Below are 18,666 nucleotides of genomic sequence, written 5' to 3'. Positions count from 1 at the left end.
CTTACAAATAATATCCATCAATTATAAAGGAGTGGTTCATGTGAGTAACAAAGCGGTAGTTTATGTGAAGCCTGGTGAGGTGGAGGTACGGGATATTGGCTATCCGGATTTAGTGCTACGAGACGGTCCTGGTGTAAACCCACTGAATGTTGGGAGAAAATGTAATCATGGGGTTATTTTGAAGGTCATTACAACGAATATTTGTGGTAGTGACCAGCATATGGTGCGTGGTCGTACTACTGCTCCTAGTGGATTGGTTTTAGGACATGAGATTACTGGTGAAGTAGTAGAAGTTGGTAGCGATGTTGAATTTATTAAGAAGGGTGATATTGTCTCCGTACCGTTTAATATTGCCTGTGGTCGTTGTGTAAATTGTAAAAGTCAGGATACCCATATTTGCTTGAATGTAAATCCGGACCGTCCAGGATCTGCCTATGGTTATGTAGATATGGGGGGATGGGTTGGTGGACAATCCGAATATGTCATGGTACCATATGCGGACTTCCAATTACTTAAGTTCCCTGACCGTGAGCAAGCATTAGATAAAATCCTAGACTTAACAATGTTATCGGATATATTCCCAACCGGCTACCATGGAGCGGTAAGTGCTGGAGTCAAAATGGGCTCTACCGTATATGTTGCAGGAGCTGGACCTGTAGGATTAGCTGCAGCACATTCAGCCCAACTATTAGGTGCATCTGTAGTTATTGTTGGTGACTTAAATGAGGCTCGTCTAGAGCAAGCAAGAAGTTTCGGATGTGAAACTATTAATCTACGTGAGCATGATAATCTAGGAGAGCAAATTGCCGAGATTCTAGGGGTTCCTGAAGTAGATTGTGCTATTGATGCAGTAGGATTTGAAGCTAGTGGCCATGGTAAAAATGCCGGCGAAGCACCAGCTACCGTACTTAACTCTATAATGGGTATTACGAAAGCAGGTGGAAGGCTAGGTATTCCGGGGCTGTATGTAACAGGAGATCCAGGTGCAGTGGATGATGATGCGAAAGAAGGTACCTTAAAAATTCGCTTTGGACTTGGATTTGCAAAGGCACATATCTTTGTAACAGGTCAAACACCAGTAATGCGTTACAATCGCGATCTAATGAAGGCAATACTTAGTGGAAGAGCCCAAATTGCGAAAGCGGTAAATGCAACATTAATATCTATTGATGAGGCACCAGATGGTTATAAGCAATTTGATGGAGGCGTTTCTCGCAAATTTGTTATTGACCCACATGGTTCGGTGAAAAATCGTGTCTCTGCTTCTGCAAGTGCCCATGCAGAATAAGAAATAGATTATTATATCTAGCAAATAGAAGCCTACACTTACGGGAAAGGAAAGTGTAGGCTTTTTCAACTAATAATTAGCGAAAATAGTTTCACACCTTTACAAGAAAAAGTAGCTGTATCATGTGGGTTTTCTTAAGATAATGACATGTTCATTAGATTAATAGAATATATTTAAAATAGGACATTTGGTTCTAGTTTACTCTCCTAAACAGGCCAAATTTCCTGTAGTAGGACTTATAAACTGAAAAAGGGGTGTTGGGTAAGATGTCAGAGTTTATGGCGGAATTAATTGGCACGATGATTTTGGTCATTTTTGGTGGAGGAGTTGTCGGGGGCGTTGTACTGAAAAACTCCAAAGCAGAAGGCGCCGGTTGGATAGTTATTACGATCGGATGGGGTCTTGCAGTAACGATGGCAATTTATGCTGTAGGTAGTATTTCAGGAGCGCATGTCAATCCGGCAGTAACAATTGGTTTTGCTTCTGTTGGAGAGCTTGAGTGGGCTAAGGTTCCATTATTTGTAACAGCCCAAATGCTAGGGGCAATAATAGGAGGAGTCATTGTATATTTAACATATATTGCACATTGGCGTAAAACGGATGACCCTGCGACTAAGCTTTCCGTATTCTCGACCGCACCAGCAGAGCGTAGCATGTTTGCAAACTTCTTAACGGAGACAATAGGTACATTTGTTTTATTATTAGGCTTAATGTTTATTGGGGCAAATGAATTTACGGAGGGGCTAAATCCGTTAATTGTTGGTCTGTTAATTGTAGCAATCGGAATGTCTTTAGGTGGTCCTACGGGCTATGCGATTAATCCTGCTCGTGATTTAGGACCAAGAATTGCTCATGCGGTATTACCTATTGCTGGTAAAGGGGACTCCGATTGGGGGTATTCCTGGATACCAGTGCTTGGGCCAATCTTTGGTGGTGTTTATGGGGCGGTTTTCTATCATGCCATATTTCAAGGAGACTTTTCCGTATTATTTTGGATTATGAGTGGATTAATGTTACTTGTTATTGTAGGGGCAGTGAATGAAGATTTTAAAAAACAAGGAGCAAGTAGAAGTCAGACTAACAAAGAAGCGGTATAATAGTCATTATTAGGGAGGGATATCTTGATGGAAGAGAAATATATTTTAGCCTTAGACCAAGGTACAACAAGCTCAAGAGCGATTCTTTTTAATCATAAGGGAGAAATTGTAGAAACAGCTCAGCGGGAATTCGAACAGTTTTTCCCGAAACCAGGTTGGGTAGAACATGATGCAAATGAGATTTGGACTTCGATATTAGCGTGTATTGCGGAGGTACTAAGAAAAGCGGATGCTGATCCAAGTCAGGTAGCGGGAATCGGTATTACGAATCAACGCGAAACAACGGTTGTATGGGATAAGAATACAGGAAAACCAGTCTATAAAGCGATTGTATGGCAATCTCGTCAAACTGCAGATATTTGTAACGAATTGAATGAAAAGGGTTACAATGAGCTGTTTCGAGATAAGACGGGACTATTAATCGATGCTTATTTCTCTGGAACAAAAGTAAAGTGGATACTTGATAATGTGGAAGGCGTACGGGAAAAGGCAGAGAACGGTGATCTTTTGTTTGGAACAATTGATACATGGCTAGTGTATAAGCTTTCCGGTGGAAAAGCCCATGTAACAGATTATTCAAATGTATCCCGTACATTGATGTTTAATATTTATGAGCTAAAATGGGATGATGAATTGTTGGAAATTCTAACCGTTCCTAAATCAATGCTTCCAGAAGTTCGTCAGTCATCTGAAGTTTATGCCCATACCGTAGATTACCATTTCTTCGGTCATGAAGTTCCGATTGCTGGAATTGCAGGGGATCAGCAGGCAGCGTTATTCGGTCAGGCTTGCTTTGAAACAGGTATGGCAAAAAATACGTACGGTACTGGCTGCTTCATGCTTATGAATACGGGGGAAGAAGGTGTGAAGTCAGAACATGGGCTTCTGACAACATTAGCATGGGGTGTTGATGGAAAAGTGGAGTACGCCTTAGAAGGTAGTATCTTTGTTGCAGGTTCTGCAATTCAGTGGCTACGGGATGGGCTACGAATTATTAAAAATGCCCCAGAAAGTGAAGATTATGCTTCAAAGGTTGAGTCGACTGATGGGGTATATTTAGTACCGGCATTTGTCGGACTTGGTACACCTTATTGGGATAGTGATGCACGTGGATCGGTCTTTGGTTTAACTCGTGGAACCTCAAAAGAACACTTTATTCGAGCTACATTAGAATCGCTAGCCTACCAAACAAGGGACGTGCTGGATGCGATGATAGCAGATTCTGGAATTGAGTTAAAAACATTGCGTGTTGATGGTGGCGCGGTTAAGAATGATTTCTTAATGCAGTTCCAAAGTGATATCTTAGGTGTACCAGTAGACCGCCCAGTCGTACAAGAAACAACAGCACTAGGGGCAGCATATCTTGCAGGGCTTGCTGTTGGCTATTGGAAGGATAAAGAAGAAATCGCTAAGCAATGGCAAATTGATAAAACATTTGAAAACCAAATGGATGCAGAGGAAAAAGATAATTTATATGCCGGTTGGCAAAAGGCCGTGGCGGCTACAAGAGAATTTAAACGATAATAGATATGGCCCTAACGAATGTACCGCTAGGGCCATTCATACTATATAGAGACAAAGGGGGAACGCCAAGTGAAAAAAATTATCAATGATGCCAATCAAGTCGTACAAGATATGGTGGACGGACTTGTCGCTGCTAATCCCACTACATTAAAGCAAGTGCCTGAAACATTTGTAGTAGTGAGAAAGGATGCACCGGTAAAGGGAAAAGTGGCCATTGTTAGCGGTGGTGGTAGTGGACATGAGCCTGCCCATGCTGGATATATAGGAAAGGGAATGCTAGATGCTGCGGTTTGTGGTGAGGTGTTTACATCACCAACACCTGACCAAGTGTTGGAAGCAATAAAAGCAGTAGATGGTGGTGCAGGAGTATTATTAGTAATTAAAAACTATACCGGTGATGTGTTGAATTTTGAAATGGCTGCTGAGCTTGCAGAAATGGAAGGTATTCAAGTGGAGAAGGTCATTGTTAACGATGATGTTGCTGTAGAGGATAGTTCATTTACTACAGGACGACGTGGTATAGCTGGAACTATTTTTGTTCATAAGCTTGCAGGAGCGAAGGCTGCATCTGGCGCAAGCTTGGAAGAGGTGAAATCTGTTGCAGAAAAGGTAGTAGCCAATGTCCGTTCCATGGGGATGGCTTTGACGCCTTGTACGGTTCCTGCAGCAGGAACGCCAAGCTTTCAGCTAGCGGAAGATGAAATGGAAATTGGAATGGGAATCCATGGAGAGCCGGGGATTAATCGTGGATTAATAGCTAGCGCCGATGAAATTGCTACGACGTTAACAGAGAAAATTCTGGAAGACTATGATTTTTCTGGTGAGGTAGCTGTACTAGTAAATGGATTAGGGGCAACGCCGGAAATGGAACTCTATATCGTGAACAAAAAGGTTCATGCCCTTTTAGCTGATAAGGGGATTAGAATTTATAAAACATTTGTAGGCGAATATATGACATCATTAGAAATGGCGGGATGCTCTGTATCCCTACTAAAATTAGACGAGGAATTAAAGGAATTACTAGATGCAGAGTCATTAGCTCCTGCATTTCGAATCTAGGAAGGGAGTGATTCCATGGAACTAAATGTAGAAGATATGATTAAGTGGTTCGGGTTAGCAAATGAAAAAATCCAAGAAAATAAAGTATACTTAACAAAACTAGATCAACCAATTGGTGATGGCGACCATGGAATTAACATGGCTAGAGGATATCAAGAAGCTGTTCTTGCATTACAGGCTAAAGAGTATAACGCTCCTTTTGAGGTGTTGAAGGATGCTTCCATGGTATTATTGTCCAAAGTTGGAGGTGCATCTGGTCCATTATATGGTACGGCTTTTTTGAAATTGTCTATGGAGGTTAAAGTGAAAGAAGTACTGAATCTTCAAGATTTAGCTAATGGTTTAGAAGCAGGACTTACAGGGCTTAAGCAACGCGGGAAATCTGAGATAGGGGAAAAGACACTTATTGATGTATGGGGACCCGTTGTAGACTATTTTCATAAAGCCGGTTTTCAGCCAGACGATCTCACGGAATCGGCACGAAAAGCAATGGAAAATACCAAGGATATAATCGCTACAAAGGGCAGGGCAGCTTATTTTAAAGAAAAATCTATTGGTCATATTGATCCCGGATCTGCTTCCTCTTATTTGATTTTTGAAGCTTTGGCAGAAGTGATAAAGGAGAAGGAATAGATGAGTTATGTTGGTATTGTACTCGTATCCCACAGTATAAAGCTAGTTGAAGGATTACGAGATATTATCCGTCAAGTCATTCATGAGGTTCCAGTAGAAATAGCTGGTGGAACAGAAGAAGGAGATATTGGCACGAGTGTAGAAAAGGTCTTGGCAGCTATTGAAAAAGCGGATACTGGAAAAGGAGTAGTCCTCTTTTATGACCTTGGTAGTGCTAAAATGAATGCCGAAGTCGCATTGGAATTAGCAGAGTCTACCGTGAAAATCGTTGATGCACCATTAGTGGAGGGGGCATATGTTGCGGCAGTAGAATCCAATATGGCTAAATCATTGGAAGAGGTATACGAAGCGGTGATGAAAGAGTTTTGATCATAATCTGGCCAGACCGATCCAAGTCTGGCCTTAGTTTATTAATATGGAATGTATTCATCTAACACTTCATCATAGTAATACCACATGCCGTCGTTCTCATCATAGTATGTCCATGCATCTAGGTAACCATCATAGTAATACCATATATCCTCTACTTCATCATAATAACTCCACTCACCAGTATCTTCATCATAATAGATATTTTCATCGAAATAGCCATCCTCTGACCATTTCTCCTCAAAATAATCATCGTACTCCTCATCATACCAGTAATCGTAGTATGAGTCATCATCACCAAAGTATTCCCAAAGAACATCCCCTAGCTCTGACCAGAAATCTTTATAACCGTATTCCCAATAGTGATAAAACCCTTCATCATCTGAATACTCGCCACCGTCAAAATATCCATCACTCCATGAATCATAACGAACATCATCTCCATAATATTGGGCGAGAATCTCCTTCTCTGTCATTGGTTGATTAATCCAAGATTCAATAAGAGAATGTACGGTATACAGTGGAATACTAAACCCAATCATAGCATCCTCTAGACTTTCAGCTGAGTTAATCGCAACAATTTTTTCAGAGGACTTCGAAATAAGTGGCCCACCACTACTGCCAGGTGAGATAGGTGCGGAGATTTGATATAAATTTTCATAGACATAAGAATCAATGACAAAACTACGGTTTTTCCCTGTTATATACCCCATTGTTGCAGTATTCTCTAACCCTAATGGGCTACCAAGTGCAATAATTTCCTCTCCAATATTAGAAGAATTTGAGACTTCTAAGTTAAAAGGTTCTACCCCTATTAAATCTGGTACAAGAATGACTGCAACATCGGTTTCGTTCGAATAACCAATAACCGTACCAGGATACTCGACTCCATTAATTGTCTTAACATATATATCGGTTTCCCCTTCAATTACGTGCGCATTCGTGATTACTGCTCCTTCCGTATTGTATAAGAAGCCCGAGCCTTGACTATATGGTGTAAACACGGTATAAACGGTCTCTTGAGCAGCCGCAATGATTTCAGTTAGTTCCCGTTTTTGTTCATCCTGCAGTTCTTGTTTTTCTATTTCAGGAGCTGTAAACTCTGCTACCTGCTCGGGGCCCTTTTCATTCAACTGATTTTCCGTAACAGGTGCCCCAGCGAAAAAGCTATTTGCACTGTTTCCATAAAAATTTGTCACAATAAAAATGCTAACCCCAATGGCACCAAATAATAGTAACGATAGAAATATAACGGTAAAAGGACTTAGCTTTTGTACTTGTTTGGACCCACAATAAGAGCAGAATTTTGAGTTTGGCCGTCTCTCTTTCCCACAAGATTGACAGTACATATTCGAACTCCTTCTTTCTTCGTAGTAGATACTATTATTATATCATGATTAATTTAATCTTAAGCCTGCTGTTTCACATTTTTATAGATATGGAGATTGGTAATAGTGTATGGGGCTGAGGGAGGAGCAGATGAGCCGGGGGAAAGAGAGCATGGGCCTGAGAAGGAGAAAGATGATCCCGAGGGAGGGGAGCATTAGCCCGAAAAGGAGAAAGATGATACCACGGGTGGAGAGATGAAGCCCAAAGAGAGAAAAGATAAGCCCGCGGGTGGAGAGCATGAGCCCGAAAAGGAGAAAGATGATACCACGGGTGGAGAGATGAGCCCAAAAGAGAAAAGATAAGCCCGCGTCAGGAGAGCATGATCACCAAAGTAGGAGAGCATAAGCCAAAAGTAATACAGATGCTCCCAAACCTAAATTACATGTGCCCAAAGCGGGTATCAGGGAGTGTAATATAGGGGATGTCAAATAATGTGTGTAAGTATAGATACACACCCCCAAAGCCAAATAGTTGCCCACCTCCCCCCTATACCAGATTACCCTTAGGTTAGTAGCCATCAAAATGAAATATGTAAGCTACAATTTATACCCTGTTCTACTCTTAAATCGTTTTAAAATAACAGAGCTTTCCACACGTGTAATTCCCTCTACTGAATAAAGCTCTTCGTTAATAAATGTTTCTAATTTTTGGAAGTCCTCTACTAATACGTGCATATGTAACGTACTTGGACCAGTCATTTGATAAATGCTTGCGACATTTGGATTGTCTGCTAAATTTTGTGCTACGGTTTGTAATTGCTTTGGTTCGACATCTACTTCGAAAAACGCTGAAACTTTTTTTCCCATCTTTTCTGAATTAATGACAACAGTAAATTTTTCGATGACGCCTTTATCTTTTAGGTTTTGTATTCGATCTTTTACCGCAACACGGGATAAGCCTACTTTTTCTGCAAGCTCAACATAAGATAAACGTCCATCTTCAGCTAATAGGGATAGTAATTTTTTATCTATTTCATCGTATTTCATTTCTGATCGCTCCCTGAGTAGATATTTTGTTAACATTATAGAAGATGTCTAAACAAAATGAAAGTAAATCATCGTTAATTTGATTGAAAGGAAAGTATGAATGAAATTTTACTTTATTATAGAAGATTCCTAGATTGACAGATTAGTTTTTCTTTCGTAATATGATATATAATTTCGAGCATTTATTGGGGAGGGTTTTAGTTGGTTACATTTAATCATCAATCATATCCGTATGCGAACACGAGACATTCTACATATGGAAAAAATGGAATGGTAGCAACATCTCAGCCACTTGCTGCACAGGCTGGTCTAGAAATTTTGAAAAAGGGCGGGAATGCAATTGATGCTGCAATAGCAACTGCTGCATGTTTAACTGTTGTAGAACCAACCTCTAATGGTATTGGAGGTGATGCCTTTGCCCTTGTTTGGACAAAGGGAGAGCTCCATGGACTAAATGCTAGTGGGAAATCACCAAAGAATATTTCCATTGAAGCTGTAAAGGAAGCTGGCCATGAGGAAGTTCCTACTCACGGCTGGATTCCAGTAACGGTTCCAGGTGTTCCGGGCGCATGGGCTGAATTATCAGAGCGATTTGGCAAGCTTCCACTGGATGAAGTGTTAGCACCAGCCATTCGTTATGCCGAGGAAGGATATCCTGTTTCACCAACATTAGGGAAGTATTGGAACTTAGCCTATAAAGCATTTAAACAACGTCTAACAGGTGATGAATTCAAGCATTGGTTTGATACCTTTGCACCATACGGTCGGGCGCCAAAGATTGGTGAGATGTGGTCTTCACCAGGGCATGCAGCTACACTAAGGTCGATTGGAAAAACGAAGGCAGCTTCATTTTACCGTGGTGAGCTAGCAGAGAAGATTGTCCAATTCTCTAAAGAAACTGGTGGCTATTTAACAGCGGAAGATCTTGTAGATTTTAACGCAGAATGGGTTGACCCAATCCATGTGAATTACCGAGGCTATGAGGTATGGGAAATCCCACCTAATGGTCAAGGAATTGTTGCATTACAAGCATTAAATATTTTAAAAGGCTTTGAGTTCCCAGAGAAAGAATCTGTTGATACGTATCATAAACAAATTGAAGCAATTAAGCTAGCTTTTGCTGATGCTGAAAAATATGTTACAGATGAAGCGCATATGAGGGTTACTTCTGAGCAAATATTAAGTGAAGAGTACGCAGAAAAGCGTAGAAGCCTAATTGGTGAAGAAGCACTCCTTCCTGAAGCTGGTGATCCAGCACTAAGTGGTACGGTTTACTTAGCAGCGGCTGATGGAGAAGGAAATATGATTTCCTATATTCAAAGTAACTACATGGGATTTGGTTCTGGTATTGTTGTTCCAGGTACAGGAATTGCACTGCAAAACCGTGGACATAATTTCTCAATGAATCCTGAACATGCCAATGCTTTAGAAGGTGGAAAACGTACATACCATACTATTATTCCTGGATTTATGACCAAGGGTGACCAACCAGTCGGACCATTTGGTGTAATGGGTGGGTTTATGCAACCACAAGGACATGTGCAAGTAGTTATGAATACCGTAGACTTTGGTTTAAATCCGCAAGCTGCTCTCGATGCACCTCGTTGGCAATGGATGAAGGAGAAAGTCGTTGAAGTAGAAAATCGTTTCCCGCATCATTTAGCACAAGCTTTGGCAGAAAAAGGGCATCATATAAAAATAGCTCTTGAACCGAATAGCTTTGGACGCGGGCAGATTATTTGGCGTGACCCTGAAACGGGAGTGTTAGTCGGTGGTACGGAAACTAGAACAGATGGAACAGTTGCAGCTTGGTAATATGAACAGAAAGGTTGTTAAGGTTTAAATGAAAACACAATGGCATTTGTTTTTAGCTTTCTTTCGAGTGGGAATGCTGGGATATGGTGGTGGCCCGGCATCCATTCCACTGATGCATAAGGAAGTTGTGAGTACATACAAGTGGATGGATGATGAGGAATTCGGGGATGTATTAGCGATAGCGAATACACTCCCAGGTCCAATTGCTACCAAATTAGCTGGATATATTGGCTACCGAATGTCTGGTTGGTTAGGGATGATGAATGCACTGATAGCAACGATATTACCGACTGTCGTATTATTGATTGTTTTATTATCAACACTAGCATCCTTTAAAGATATCCACTGGGTAAAAGGAATGACTGCAGCAATCGTCCCTGTTGTTGGAATGATGATGGCTACATTAACCTGGCAATTCTTTGATAAAGCAAGAGAAGGGATGGGCTGGATTCGAGCGATATTAATGACTATTGGGACTATTATATTTTTATATATTTTAGATATCCACCCAGCAATAATAATTGTCATACTCATAGTTGCTGCTCTGCTTATCCGAGATAAACAACGTGAAAAAGGAGGGGACCGTTAATGTTGCTAACGTATTGGCAAATTTTTATATCCCATTTTATTCCAGGAATCGTTGGCTATGGTGGCGGTCCAGCAGCTATTCCACTAGTTGAAAATGAAGTGGTTGGTAGATACGGATGGATGACCGTTCAGGAATTTAGTGAGGTGTTGGCTTTAGCAAATTCACTACCTGGCCCCATCAATACAAAAATGGCAGGTTATGTTGGATATGAAGTTGGTGGAATAATAGGTGCTTTTATTGCTATTTTTGCCACTGTAGCACCATCATTAATTATTTTGATTATACTATTGAACTTATTGAATAAATTTAAACACTCTCCTAAAGTAAAACGTATTACATTATTTGTTCGTCCTGTTATAGCAATCTTACTTGGATATATGGCATGGAGGTTCTTCTTTGAGTCGTATGAAGGTATTGGATTGTTACATACAGTTATCATTGCACTAGCGAGCTACCTCTTAATCGAACGAATTAAAATAAATCCTGCCTTTGTTATTTTAGGTGCATTTTTATATGGTGGATTGTTATTATAAGGAGAAATTCCTAATAGGATGGCTTGCGCTTTCTTCATATTGGCTTAAAAATGGGATAAGTCGGCTATCGTATTATACATTTTCAATCAAAAAAGATGATGAGACATTGTTCTCATCATCTTTTTAATATGTACGCTACTTCACTAATCCTAGTTCCTTCAATCCATAGAATACACCTGCATCAGATACAGTCTTCGTTTCATATTTGGCGTACTGAAATAGTTCCGGATTGGCATTACCCATGGCAAAGCTTGCACCGACTGTCTCCAGCATCTCTTTGTCATTCATTCCATCTCCAAAGGCGATAGACGCTTCAGCAGAAATAGTTAGATGTTTTAATGCTATTTTAACAGCTTCTCCTTTATTAACGGATCTTCGAATGACATCATAGCATTGCTCCGCACCATTAACATTTACTTGTGATAGCCTAATATCATCATCTATTTCGTATAAACTCACTTCTTCAGGTGTTACATTAATTAAGGTTGCACCTAAAATATGTTCGATAATATCCTTATTCATTGGTTTTAGGTTTGATAATGCAAACATTTCAGCGAATTTTATCAACGGAGGTGAATCTAATGACGTAACGAAATTATCTTCACTGGAATAGAAAATGATGTCATGGCCATGCTCTTCGGCAATTGCTAGATATCTTTTTACAATGGTAGGGTCCATTGGAGCATCTAATATGTTTTTACCTTTATACATGGCATAGGCTCCGTTATAGCCGATGAAAGATTCAATATTTAAATCCGCAGCAAGCTCACTTAATTCGTGGGAAGGCCTGCCAGTTGCTAAGAAAACTTCCATTCCTAATTCTTGTACTTGAGCGATCGCTTCCTTTGTTTTTGGATGATACGTATGATCTGGTTTTAAAATCGTGCCATCAATGTCTAGAAATAATACTTGATATGTCATGTCAATCTCCTCTTAATGTAGTGATGACTATAGTGTATCATAGAACGATTAAGGAATCGAAAACAGATTGTAAAGATAAATAATTGTAATACTATTTTAATATCTTTTATAATAGGGATAACTTAATATTACTTAATTTCTCATAAGGTAGGAGATATAGTTTGATCATTCGAAAATTGCTAAAAGATGAAGTGCCCCCAATTGATTTATTACTACTTGCAGATCCATCAGAAGAAATGATTATGGGATACTTACAACGTGGAGATTGCTATGTAGCGGAGTTAGATAGTGAAATAGTAGGGGTTTTTGTTTTACTTCCGACAAGACCTGGAACGATGGAGATTGTAAATGTTGCTGTCTCAAAAGAATATCAGAGTAAAGGTATTGGGAAAAAACTTATTCAAGATGCGATTGAAAAAGCAAAAATAGGTGGATATAACGCAGTTGAAATTGGTACTGGTAATTCTAGTATTAATCAACTAGCGCTATATCAAAAATGTGGATTTCGCATTATCGGAATCGATCCAGACTTCTTTATCCGTAATTATTCGGAAGAAATCTTTGAATATGGTATTCAATGTAGAGATATGATTCGGTTAAAGCTAGATTTATAGGGGAAGGGAGAAGTATTAATAGTGAGGAACGGTAAAATGGATATAAAATTCTGCTTTCAATTAACGAAGGAAAGTACAACAAAGGATGCCTATCAGCTTGGCTTTCTTGAAGCGGATTTAACGATTTTAGTGAATGGCCATGTATTCTTTCACGAACCCTATATAACGATAGCGGAGCTTGGAGTTCAATTAGGAGAATGGATTAAAAATGTAAATAGTGGTCGCATGATGGATATGAATTATCTATCTATTGATCATGATGAGCCGATCATTAACTTTGTGTATAGGGATAATCATCAGTGGAAGCTTACGTCAATTTGGCAAAAATTTAGTGTGGATGAGATTATTCCTACAAACACTTTACTGCAAGCTACGAATGATTTTTTACATGAGTTACACGCAGAATTGAATTCGATTAATTACGCTGTAAAACTGGATAAATATTTACCAAGAACATAAGAGAACCGGAGAGATAGCTCTCCGGTTTTCCTAATTATAAAGCCTTATCATCCACACTATCTAACCATGCTTCTATTGCTTTCACAGTGGATTCGACAGTACCTTCCTCAAATGGAGATTTTAAGTTTGCTGTTTTTACTAATTCTAAGAAAGGTTTAGAACCGCCTAATTTACAAAGCTTCAAATAATCATTCCAAGCTTCCTCACGGTTTTCTCTTGAGCGTTTCCAGAATTGGAAGGCACAGATTTGTGCTAGAGTGTAATCGATGTAATAAAATGGCACATCATAAATATGTCCTTGGCGCTGCCAAATTGCCCCGGTACTCCAGTACGGCAGATCATCATAATCACGATGTGGTAGATATTTTTCCTCTACTTGTTTCCAAGCTGCTTTTCGTTCTTCAGGTGTCCAGTCTGGATTTTCATAAACTAAATGCTGGAACTCATCAACAGCTACTCCATATGGAAGAAAACGTAATCCACTTGATAGATGGGAATACTTATATTTGTCTGTATCCTCTTGGAAGAACAATTCCATCCATGGCCAAGTGAAGAATTCCATACTCATAGAATGTATTTCAGCAGCTTCATAGGTCGGCCAAATGTATTCAGGGATACCAATACTACGACTTTGATACACTTGGAAGGCATGACCTGCTTCGTGTGTTAATACATCTATATCTCCTGAAGTACCATTGAAGTTAGAGAAGATAAATGGTGATTGATAATCCTCGATAAATGTACAATAGCCACCAGATTCTTTTCCTTTTTTCGCTTCAAGGTCCATTAGATTACGTTCAATCATAAAATTAAAGAATTCATTCGTCTCTGGTGACAACTCTTCATACATCTTTTTCCCATTTTCGATAATCCATTCTGGTGAACCTTTTGGATTCGCGTTTCCTGTTTTGTATTGGAAGCTTTCATCATAGAACTTCAAGGAATCAAGCCCAATGCGTTTAGCTTGCTTTTCATAAAGCTTCGTTACTAGAGGCACAATGTATTCTTGTACTTGCTTCCGGTAATTTGCAACCATTTCTGCATTGTAATCAATACGCATCATGCGAACATAGCCTAATTCTACGAAGTTTTTATAACCAAGCGTGGTCGCGATTTCATGACGAACTTTTACTAATTGATCATAAATGTCATCAAATTTCTCGGCATTTTCCTCGAAGAAGCGAGCAGAAGCTCTAGCACAGTTTTTACGGACTTCACGATCCTTATCCTGTAGGAATGGACCAAGCTGAGCTAATGTGTACGTTTTGCCATTAAATTCTATTTCAGCTGAAGCAACTAATTTCGAATACTCGGATGTTAATTTATTTTCTTTTTGCAGTAGTCCCATTATTTCAGGAGCAAATCCTTTAATCGAGTAATCCGCTATTTCAAATAATTGTGATCCCCATTTTTCCTCTAAATCTGCTCGGAATGGTGTCTTTACTAATTCTTTGTAAAAATCAGTATTTAATTTTTGCACCTCAGGGGAAATCTCATCCCAATAATCACGTTCCTTTTGATAAAATTCATCATTTGTATCAATGGAGGCACGAACGTAAACAAGATTAAATAAAGTGGAAATGTGATTTCGGAAAGCATTGATTGCTTCAATAGCTTCATTCTGTTCTTCTACCGATTTAGCTTTGGTAAAAGCTTCTAATAGCTTTGCAAACTTGTCTTTTTCTTGCTCAAAATCTGGTCTTTCATATGTATAATTTTCAAACGTTAGCAAATAAATTCCCCCTTAAAATTAATGAAATCAATTTTCTATTATAGTGTACACTATTTTGGAGGAAATGAAGACTTTTTTGGTTGGAAGAATGTGAATATTTGTTTATCAGTATTGATAGCGAATGGAGGAAAGGGAAAGGGGGTTTCTTAAATACTAAATCTCGTTTATGGTAAAACGAAAAGAGGCCGGGACAAAAGAATTTATCCTAAAGGAAAAACCGAATGATGAGCAAAGACCACGCTCCGGAAATATACTTGCGGTTGCTTCCAGCACAGGGGCGACATCTGCTCGATAAAAACATTGCAGTGTCTATCTTGCCGCTGGGCGGCTGGTGAGCCCCCTCGTGCTACTTCTTTAGGGGTCTCAACCTTGTCTTAACCTCCCGCAGGAGTCTACGTATATTTCCGGAGCTAGTATCGTGTATCATTCGGTTTTACATTTAATTCTTTTAGTTATGTCCCACTCTCTCATAATACATCTGTTTCATGCGGTTCGCTCAAAAATTATCCTGCTTCTACATATTGCGGTTTTGACTTTTGCTTATGTATAGCAATATAAAGTAAAACAATGCCGCCAATAAATAAAATGGTTTTGATAAAAGAGAAGTCGGTGAATCCTAATACCAAGTTTAGTAGACCAAAAACACCAACAAATAGTAACAAATAAACAACTGCAAGCTTGTTATTGCCCATCACTTTACCCCTCCGTTTTAATACTTAATTCTATTCAATAAAGCTTCCCGTAACATAGCAGTTTATTAAATGTGCATTTAATTCCTTATATTTTCATATTAACGTATCATCCATTTTATTTGAAAATGATGAAATGTAAAATAAACCATTTGTATATCGATATAGGTTTCTATGTTGTTACTACTAGGTAAATAGGAAAAGGAGGGGCTGTTATTAGGGAATAAGGGACAGACCACCAGTTAACACTGATGGTCTTGTTGCATCATGCCGCTACAGCCTTATTTTTATTTTCCGATTGATCCACTACTACACTTGCCGTGGCATCTCCCATCACATTAACCGCTGTACGAATCATATCCAAAATACGGTCAATTCCAGCAACAAGCGCAATGGCTTCTAGTGGGAGATTAACGGCTGCTAATGTCATGGTTAGCATAACCATGCCTGCACCAGGAACACCTGCTGCACCGATAGAAGCTAAGGTTGCAACAAGAGCAACAATTAGAAGTTGCCCGATAGATAGCGATTGGCCAAAGTATTGGGCAGTAAACATAACAGCTATCCCTTGATAGATTGCAGTTCCATCCATATTAATGGTAGCACCTAATGGCAAGACAAAGCTGGAGGTCTCTTTTGATACACCAAGATTTTCTTGTGTGTTTTTCATGGTAACAGGAAGTGTGCCTGAGCTACTACATGTTGTAAATGCTACTGTTACAGCGGGGAGTATGCCTTTTAAAAACTGTAAGGGACTCATTTTTCCTATTGTTTTAAGAGCAATAGAGTAGATTACGACGATATGAAGCACACTAGCAATTAATATGGCGATTATTAGCTTCATTAATGGCATTAAGACATCAAGACCGTATTGCCCGACAATTGGAGCAAGTAAGCCAAAGATACCAAGGGGAACTAGCTTCATTACTACTGCGGTAATTTTATACATTACTTCAGCAAGCCCATCGAAAAATCGTTGTACAGGTGCTGCCTTATCACCTGCCAGTGTAATACCTAGTCCTAGAAAGATAGCGAAAAAGATAATTTGTAAAATATTAGCGGTTGCAAGTGATTCAATGGGATTCGTAGGAATAATATTGAGCAGTGTATCCATCACACTTTGTGTTTCACCTGATGGGATATTTTCTTCATTTAGACTTACATCAACCCCTGTGCCTGGAGATAGTAGTAATGCAACTATTAGACCGATGGTAATCGCAAAAAAACTAGTCACAAGGTAAAAGGAGATAGTTTTCCCACCTAATCTACCGAGTTTCTTCATACTACCAGCACTCGTTACACCAACTATAATCGTGGCTAAGATTAATGGTACGATAATGAAACGGATGAGACGTAAGAATAAATCCCCGAGTGGCTGAACATATGCCGCTCTATCACCTAATAACAACCCAACTATAATAGCTAATACAAAAGCAGCAAGTAATTGCCACAAAAAGCGGTTTTTCATAAATAAATACTCCTTTCTTTTGGTATGTTAAACAAGAAAACCTTATTAAGGTTAACTAAAATAACGATTGTTTATAACTATTCAAATTTTTCTGAAAATATATTAGTAAAACATAAAAAATTTACGATACTAATATAAATAGGTAATAAAAGTGAGGTGTAAACATGTTAGTACAGACAATTATAACTATTGGAGCAATCTTGGCTGTAATTGGCATTGTTTTAGGGTTTGTATTGTTAAAAATGACCGGAGGCGAGGGGTATGTACCTTATTATCCAAGTGCCCTTCTAACTTTAGCAGGGATAGTGTTTGCTTGTATTGCTGCTCCGATGGACGTAATGGTAAGAGAAGTTGGACTAGGAGGATGGGCAATAGCAGCTCTTTTTGCAGCAGGTATTAGCTTTATCGTTACTAGTGTTAGCCATGCTTTTCAAATTCATGATAACGAAGCTTAAAAAAACATCGCACAGATTGATTAACTGTGCGATGTTTTCCTTATTTCAGATATGTTTTTCCATCTCGTTGTTCTATTTTTCCTTCTTTCATTAGCTTACCGAGCGCTCGTTTAAAAGCTGCTTTACTTATATTAAATGTCCCTCGAATGTCCTCAGGATCACTTTTATCACTGAATGGTATTACACCATCATGTTCCTCTAGATGAGTTAAAATTAAATCAGCATCATCGATCATTCCATGCTGTTTTAGCGGGCGAAGGGAAACATTTAATGTACCGTCAAAACGAACTTCAATCACTCGTCCTTCGACAAGCTCACCTAAACGAGGCTCGGTTTTTCGTTCGGTATGATGGATAAATCCACGATAATGTTCATTAGTAAGTATGGTTGTACCTTCCCTGCTCGTATGATAAACACGACCTGTAACCTTTTGATTTAGCAATGATTCAGGTGCATGCTCGAATTCTCGCTGCATGACGCCTTCTGTTGCGGGAATGGCCAGTAATCTTCCTTTTCTATCCTTACCTAAAGTTACAAATAGCATATCTTCTTCTTTAGGCCAAACATTTTCAAACAACGGTAAGTCATCTATAGAGACTAGAAATTCCTTTGTCGTCCCAATATCAACAAATACCCCTAAATTAGGAAGAACACTAACAACCTTTGCCCATCCGTATTGATCCATAACGACTTCCGGAAGCTTAGTAGTTGCAGTTAAATTACCTTTTTTATCTTGATATAAGAAAACATCTACATCTTGCTCGACTTCTAATACGCTTTCTGTTTCATTATGGTGTAAAAGCGCTTCTGTCATATCCTTTTTTAGTACGTAACCACTATCAATTTTGCGATCAACTGTCATTGTTTGAATTGTACCAATTTCCATTTACGCTAACCCTCTTTCTTATATGTATTGGAAAAGGGATACCCAAGTTATAGGGTACCCCTTATATTTCTAAAGTAACACATCGTTTATTTATATTTTATCCCAATTTGTTTTGGGTGGGAAATTCAATTCGTAATTAAGATTTATTATTAGTTGTTTT

20 protein-coding genes are annotated in these 18,666 nt (G+C 39.1%); 13 read left to right on the top strand and 7 right to left on the bottom strand.

Features of this window, described 5'->3' with window-relative positions; all coding sequences use genetic code 11:
• The first annotated feature begins 40 nt into the window (after window positions 1-40).
• The 6 genes from fdhA to dhaM all read left to right on the top strand — a co-directional run bounded on the left by fdhA (window position 41) and on the right by dhaM (window position 5,970).
• Entirely contained in the window at window positions 41-1,288 is a 1,248-nt protein-coding gene (fdhA, locus tag ACSKT4_RS05775; protein WP_343221467.1) for a formaldehyde dehydrogenase, glutathione-independent, read from the top strand.
• Between the two features lie 266 nt (window positions 1,289-1,554).
• Window positions 1,555-2,385, top strand: coding sequence for an MIP/aquaporin family protein (locus ACSKT4_RS05770; RefSeq protein WP_186870417.1), 831 nt, complete (start codon window positions 1,555-1,557; stop codon window positions 2,383-2,385).
• Between the two features lie 27 nt (window positions 2,386-2,412).
• Window positions 2,413-3,909 (top strand): glycerol kinase GlpK, encoded by a 1,497-nt coding sequence (gene glpK, locus ACSKT4_RS05765; protein WP_465822982.1) that lies wholly within the window; start codon window positions 2,413-2,415, stop codon window positions 3,907-3,909.
• Window positions 3,910-3,978: 69 nt separating this feature from the next.
• A complete protein-coding gene (gene dhaK / locus ACSKT4_RS05760; RefSeq protein ID WP_465822981.1) occupies window positions 3,979-4,968 on the top strand; it encodes a dihydroxyacetone kinase subunit DhaK in 990 nt (329 codons plus the stop codon).
• Between the two features lie 15 nt (window positions 4,969-4,983).
• On the top strand, window positions 4,984-5,601 hold the full coding sequence (gene dhaL, locus ACSKT4_RS05755) for a dihydroxyacetone kinase subunit DhaL (RefSeq protein WP_465822979.1): 618 nt from the start codon (window positions 4,984-4,986) through the stop codon (window positions 5,599-5,601).
• Entirely contained in the window at window positions 5,602-5,970 is a 369-nt protein-coding gene (dhaM, locus tag ACSKT4_RS05750) for a dihydroxyacetone kinase phosphoryl donor subunit DhaM (RefSeq protein WP_211742408.1), read from the top strand.
• Between the two features lie 41 nt (window positions 5,971-6,011).
• Here the strand turns inward: dhaM and ACSKT4_RS05745 are convergent, their stop codons facing one another.
• Together ACSKT4_RS05745 and ACSKT4_RS05740 are read right to left on the bottom strand one after the other, a co-directional pair.
• A complete protein-coding gene (locus ACSKT4_RS05745) occupies window positions 6,012-7,319 on the bottom strand; it encodes a trypsin-like peptidase domain-containing protein (protein ID WP_465822977.1) in 1,308 nt (435 codons plus the stop codon).
• Window positions 7,320-7,895: 576 nt separating this feature from the next.
• Window positions 7,896-8,345, bottom strand: a complete 450-nt coding sequence (locus tag ACSKT4_RS05740) for an Lrp/AsnC family transcriptional regulator (protein WP_186870410.1) — start codon at window positions 8,343-8,345, stop codon at window positions 7,896-7,898.
• Window positions 8,346-8,615: 270 nt separating this feature from the next.
• On the opposite strand from ACSKT4_RS05740, the gene ACSKT4_RS05735 reads away from it, so the two are divergent.
• From ACSKT4_RS05735 to ACSKT4_RS05725, 3 genes are read left to right on the top strand one after another with little or no spacing between them, the layout of a single operon-like run.
• The gene (locus ACSKT4_RS05735) at window positions 8,616-10,160 is read left to right on the top strand and encodes a gamma-glutamyltransferase family protein (RefSeq protein WP_465823026.1); all 1,545 of its coding nucleotides are present in this window, start codon (window positions 8,616-8,618) and stop codon (window positions 10,158-10,160) included.
• A gap of 28 nt (window positions 10,161-10,188) precedes the next feature.
• Window positions 10,189-10,749: a chromate transporter gene (locus ACSKT4_RS05730; protein WP_186870408.1), complete on the top strand. Its 561-nt coding sequence runs from the start codon at window positions 10,189-10,191 to the stop codon at window positions 10,747-10,749.
• Window positions 10,749-11,282 carry a chromate transporter gene (locus ACSKT4_RS05725; RefSeq protein ID WP_186870407.1) on the top strand — a complete coding sequence of 178 codons (534 nt, stop codon included), beginning with the start codon at window positions 10,749-10,751 and terminating at the stop codon, window positions 11,280-11,282. Before ACSKT4_RS05730 ends, ACSKT4_RS05725 begins: the two co-directional genes overlap by 1 nt.
• A gap of 135 nt (window positions 11,283-11,417) precedes the next feature.
• On the opposite strand, the gene ACSKT4_RS05720 is transcribed toward ACSKT4_RS05725, so the two are convergent.
• Window positions 11,418-12,203, bottom strand: a complete 786-nt coding sequence (locus ACSKT4_RS05720; protein ID WP_465822975.1) for an HAD family hydrolase — start codon at window positions 12,201-12,203, stop codon at window positions 11,418-11,420.
• A 161-nt stretch (window positions 12,204-12,364) separates the two neighbouring features.
• On the opposite strand from ACSKT4_RS05720, the gene ACSKT4_RS05715 reads away from it, so the two are divergent.
• Both ACSKT4_RS05715 and ACSKT4_RS05710 read left to right on the top strand, forming a co-directional pair.
• Window positions 12,365-12,817 (top strand): GNAT family N-acetyltransferase, encoded by a 453-nt coding sequence (locus ACSKT4_RS05715; RefSeq protein WP_211742412.1) that lies wholly within the window; start codon window positions 12,365-12,367, stop codon window positions 12,815-12,817.
• Window positions 12,818-12,853: 36 nt separating this feature from the next.
• Window positions 12,854-13,276, top strand: coding sequence for a DUF7878 domain-containing protein (locus ACSKT4_RS05710; protein ID WP_186870404.1), 423 nt, complete (start codon window positions 12,854-12,856; stop codon window positions 13,274-13,276).
• A 34-nt stretch (window positions 13,277-13,310) separates the two neighbouring features.
• On the opposite strand, the gene ACSKT4_RS05705 is transcribed toward ACSKT4_RS05710, so the two are convergent.
• Window positions 13,311-15,008 (bottom strand): M3 family oligoendopeptidase, encoded by a 1,698-nt coding sequence (locus tag ACSKT4_RS05705; protein WP_186870403.1) that lies wholly within the window; start codon window positions 15,006-15,008, stop codon window positions 13,311-13,313.
• A 166-nt stretch (window positions 15,009-15,174) separates the two neighbouring features.
• Here ACSKT4_RS05705 and ACSKT4_RS05700 point away from each other — a divergent pair, with 166 nt between their 5' ends.
• Window positions 15,175-15,303, top strand: coding sequence for a hypothetical protein (locus tag ACSKT4_RS05700; RefSeq protein ID WP_281413789.1), 129 nt, complete (start codon window positions 15,175-15,177; stop codon window positions 15,301-15,303).
• Between the two features lie 208 nt (window positions 15,304-15,511).
• Here ACSKT4_RS05700 and ACSKT4_RS05695 read toward each other — a convergent pair whose 3' ends face one another.
• Window positions 15,512-15,700 (bottom strand): hypothetical protein, encoded by a 189-nt coding sequence (locus ACSKT4_RS05695; RefSeq protein WP_465822973.1) that lies wholly within the window; start codon window positions 15,698-15,700, stop codon window positions 15,512-15,514.
• A 262-nt stretch (window positions 15,701-15,962) separates the two neighbouring features.
• The gene (locus ACSKT4_RS05690; protein WP_186870401.1) at window positions 15,963-17,165 is read right to left on the bottom strand and encodes a dicarboxylate/amino acid:cation symporter; all 1,203 of its coding nucleotides are present in this window, start codon (window positions 17,163-17,165) and stop codon (window positions 15,963-15,965) included.
• Window positions 17,166-17,329: 164 nt separating this feature from the next.
• Here ACSKT4_RS05690 and ACSKT4_RS05685 point away from each other — a divergent pair, with 164 nt between their 5' ends.
• Complete coding sequence (locus ACSKT4_RS05685; RefSeq protein WP_186870400.1) at window positions 17,330-17,620, top strand: hypothetical protein; 291 nt, start codon at window positions 17,330-17,332, stop codon at window positions 17,618-17,620.
• Between the two features lie 40 nt (window positions 17,621-17,660).
• Here ACSKT4_RS05685 and ACSKT4_RS05680 read toward each other — a convergent pair whose 3' ends face one another.
• Window positions 17,661-18,506, bottom strand: a complete 846-nt coding sequence (locus ACSKT4_RS05680) for a CvfB family protein (protein WP_211742417.1) — start codon at window positions 18,504-18,506, stop codon at window positions 17,661-17,663.
• Window positions 18,507-18,666: the final 160 nt, after the last annotated feature.

It is taken from the genome of Ornithinibacillus liuyingii (genome assembly GCF_055550225.1).
Note: the sequence above shows the minus strand (reverse complement) of the source record. Positions and strands in the feature narration are given on the sequence as shown.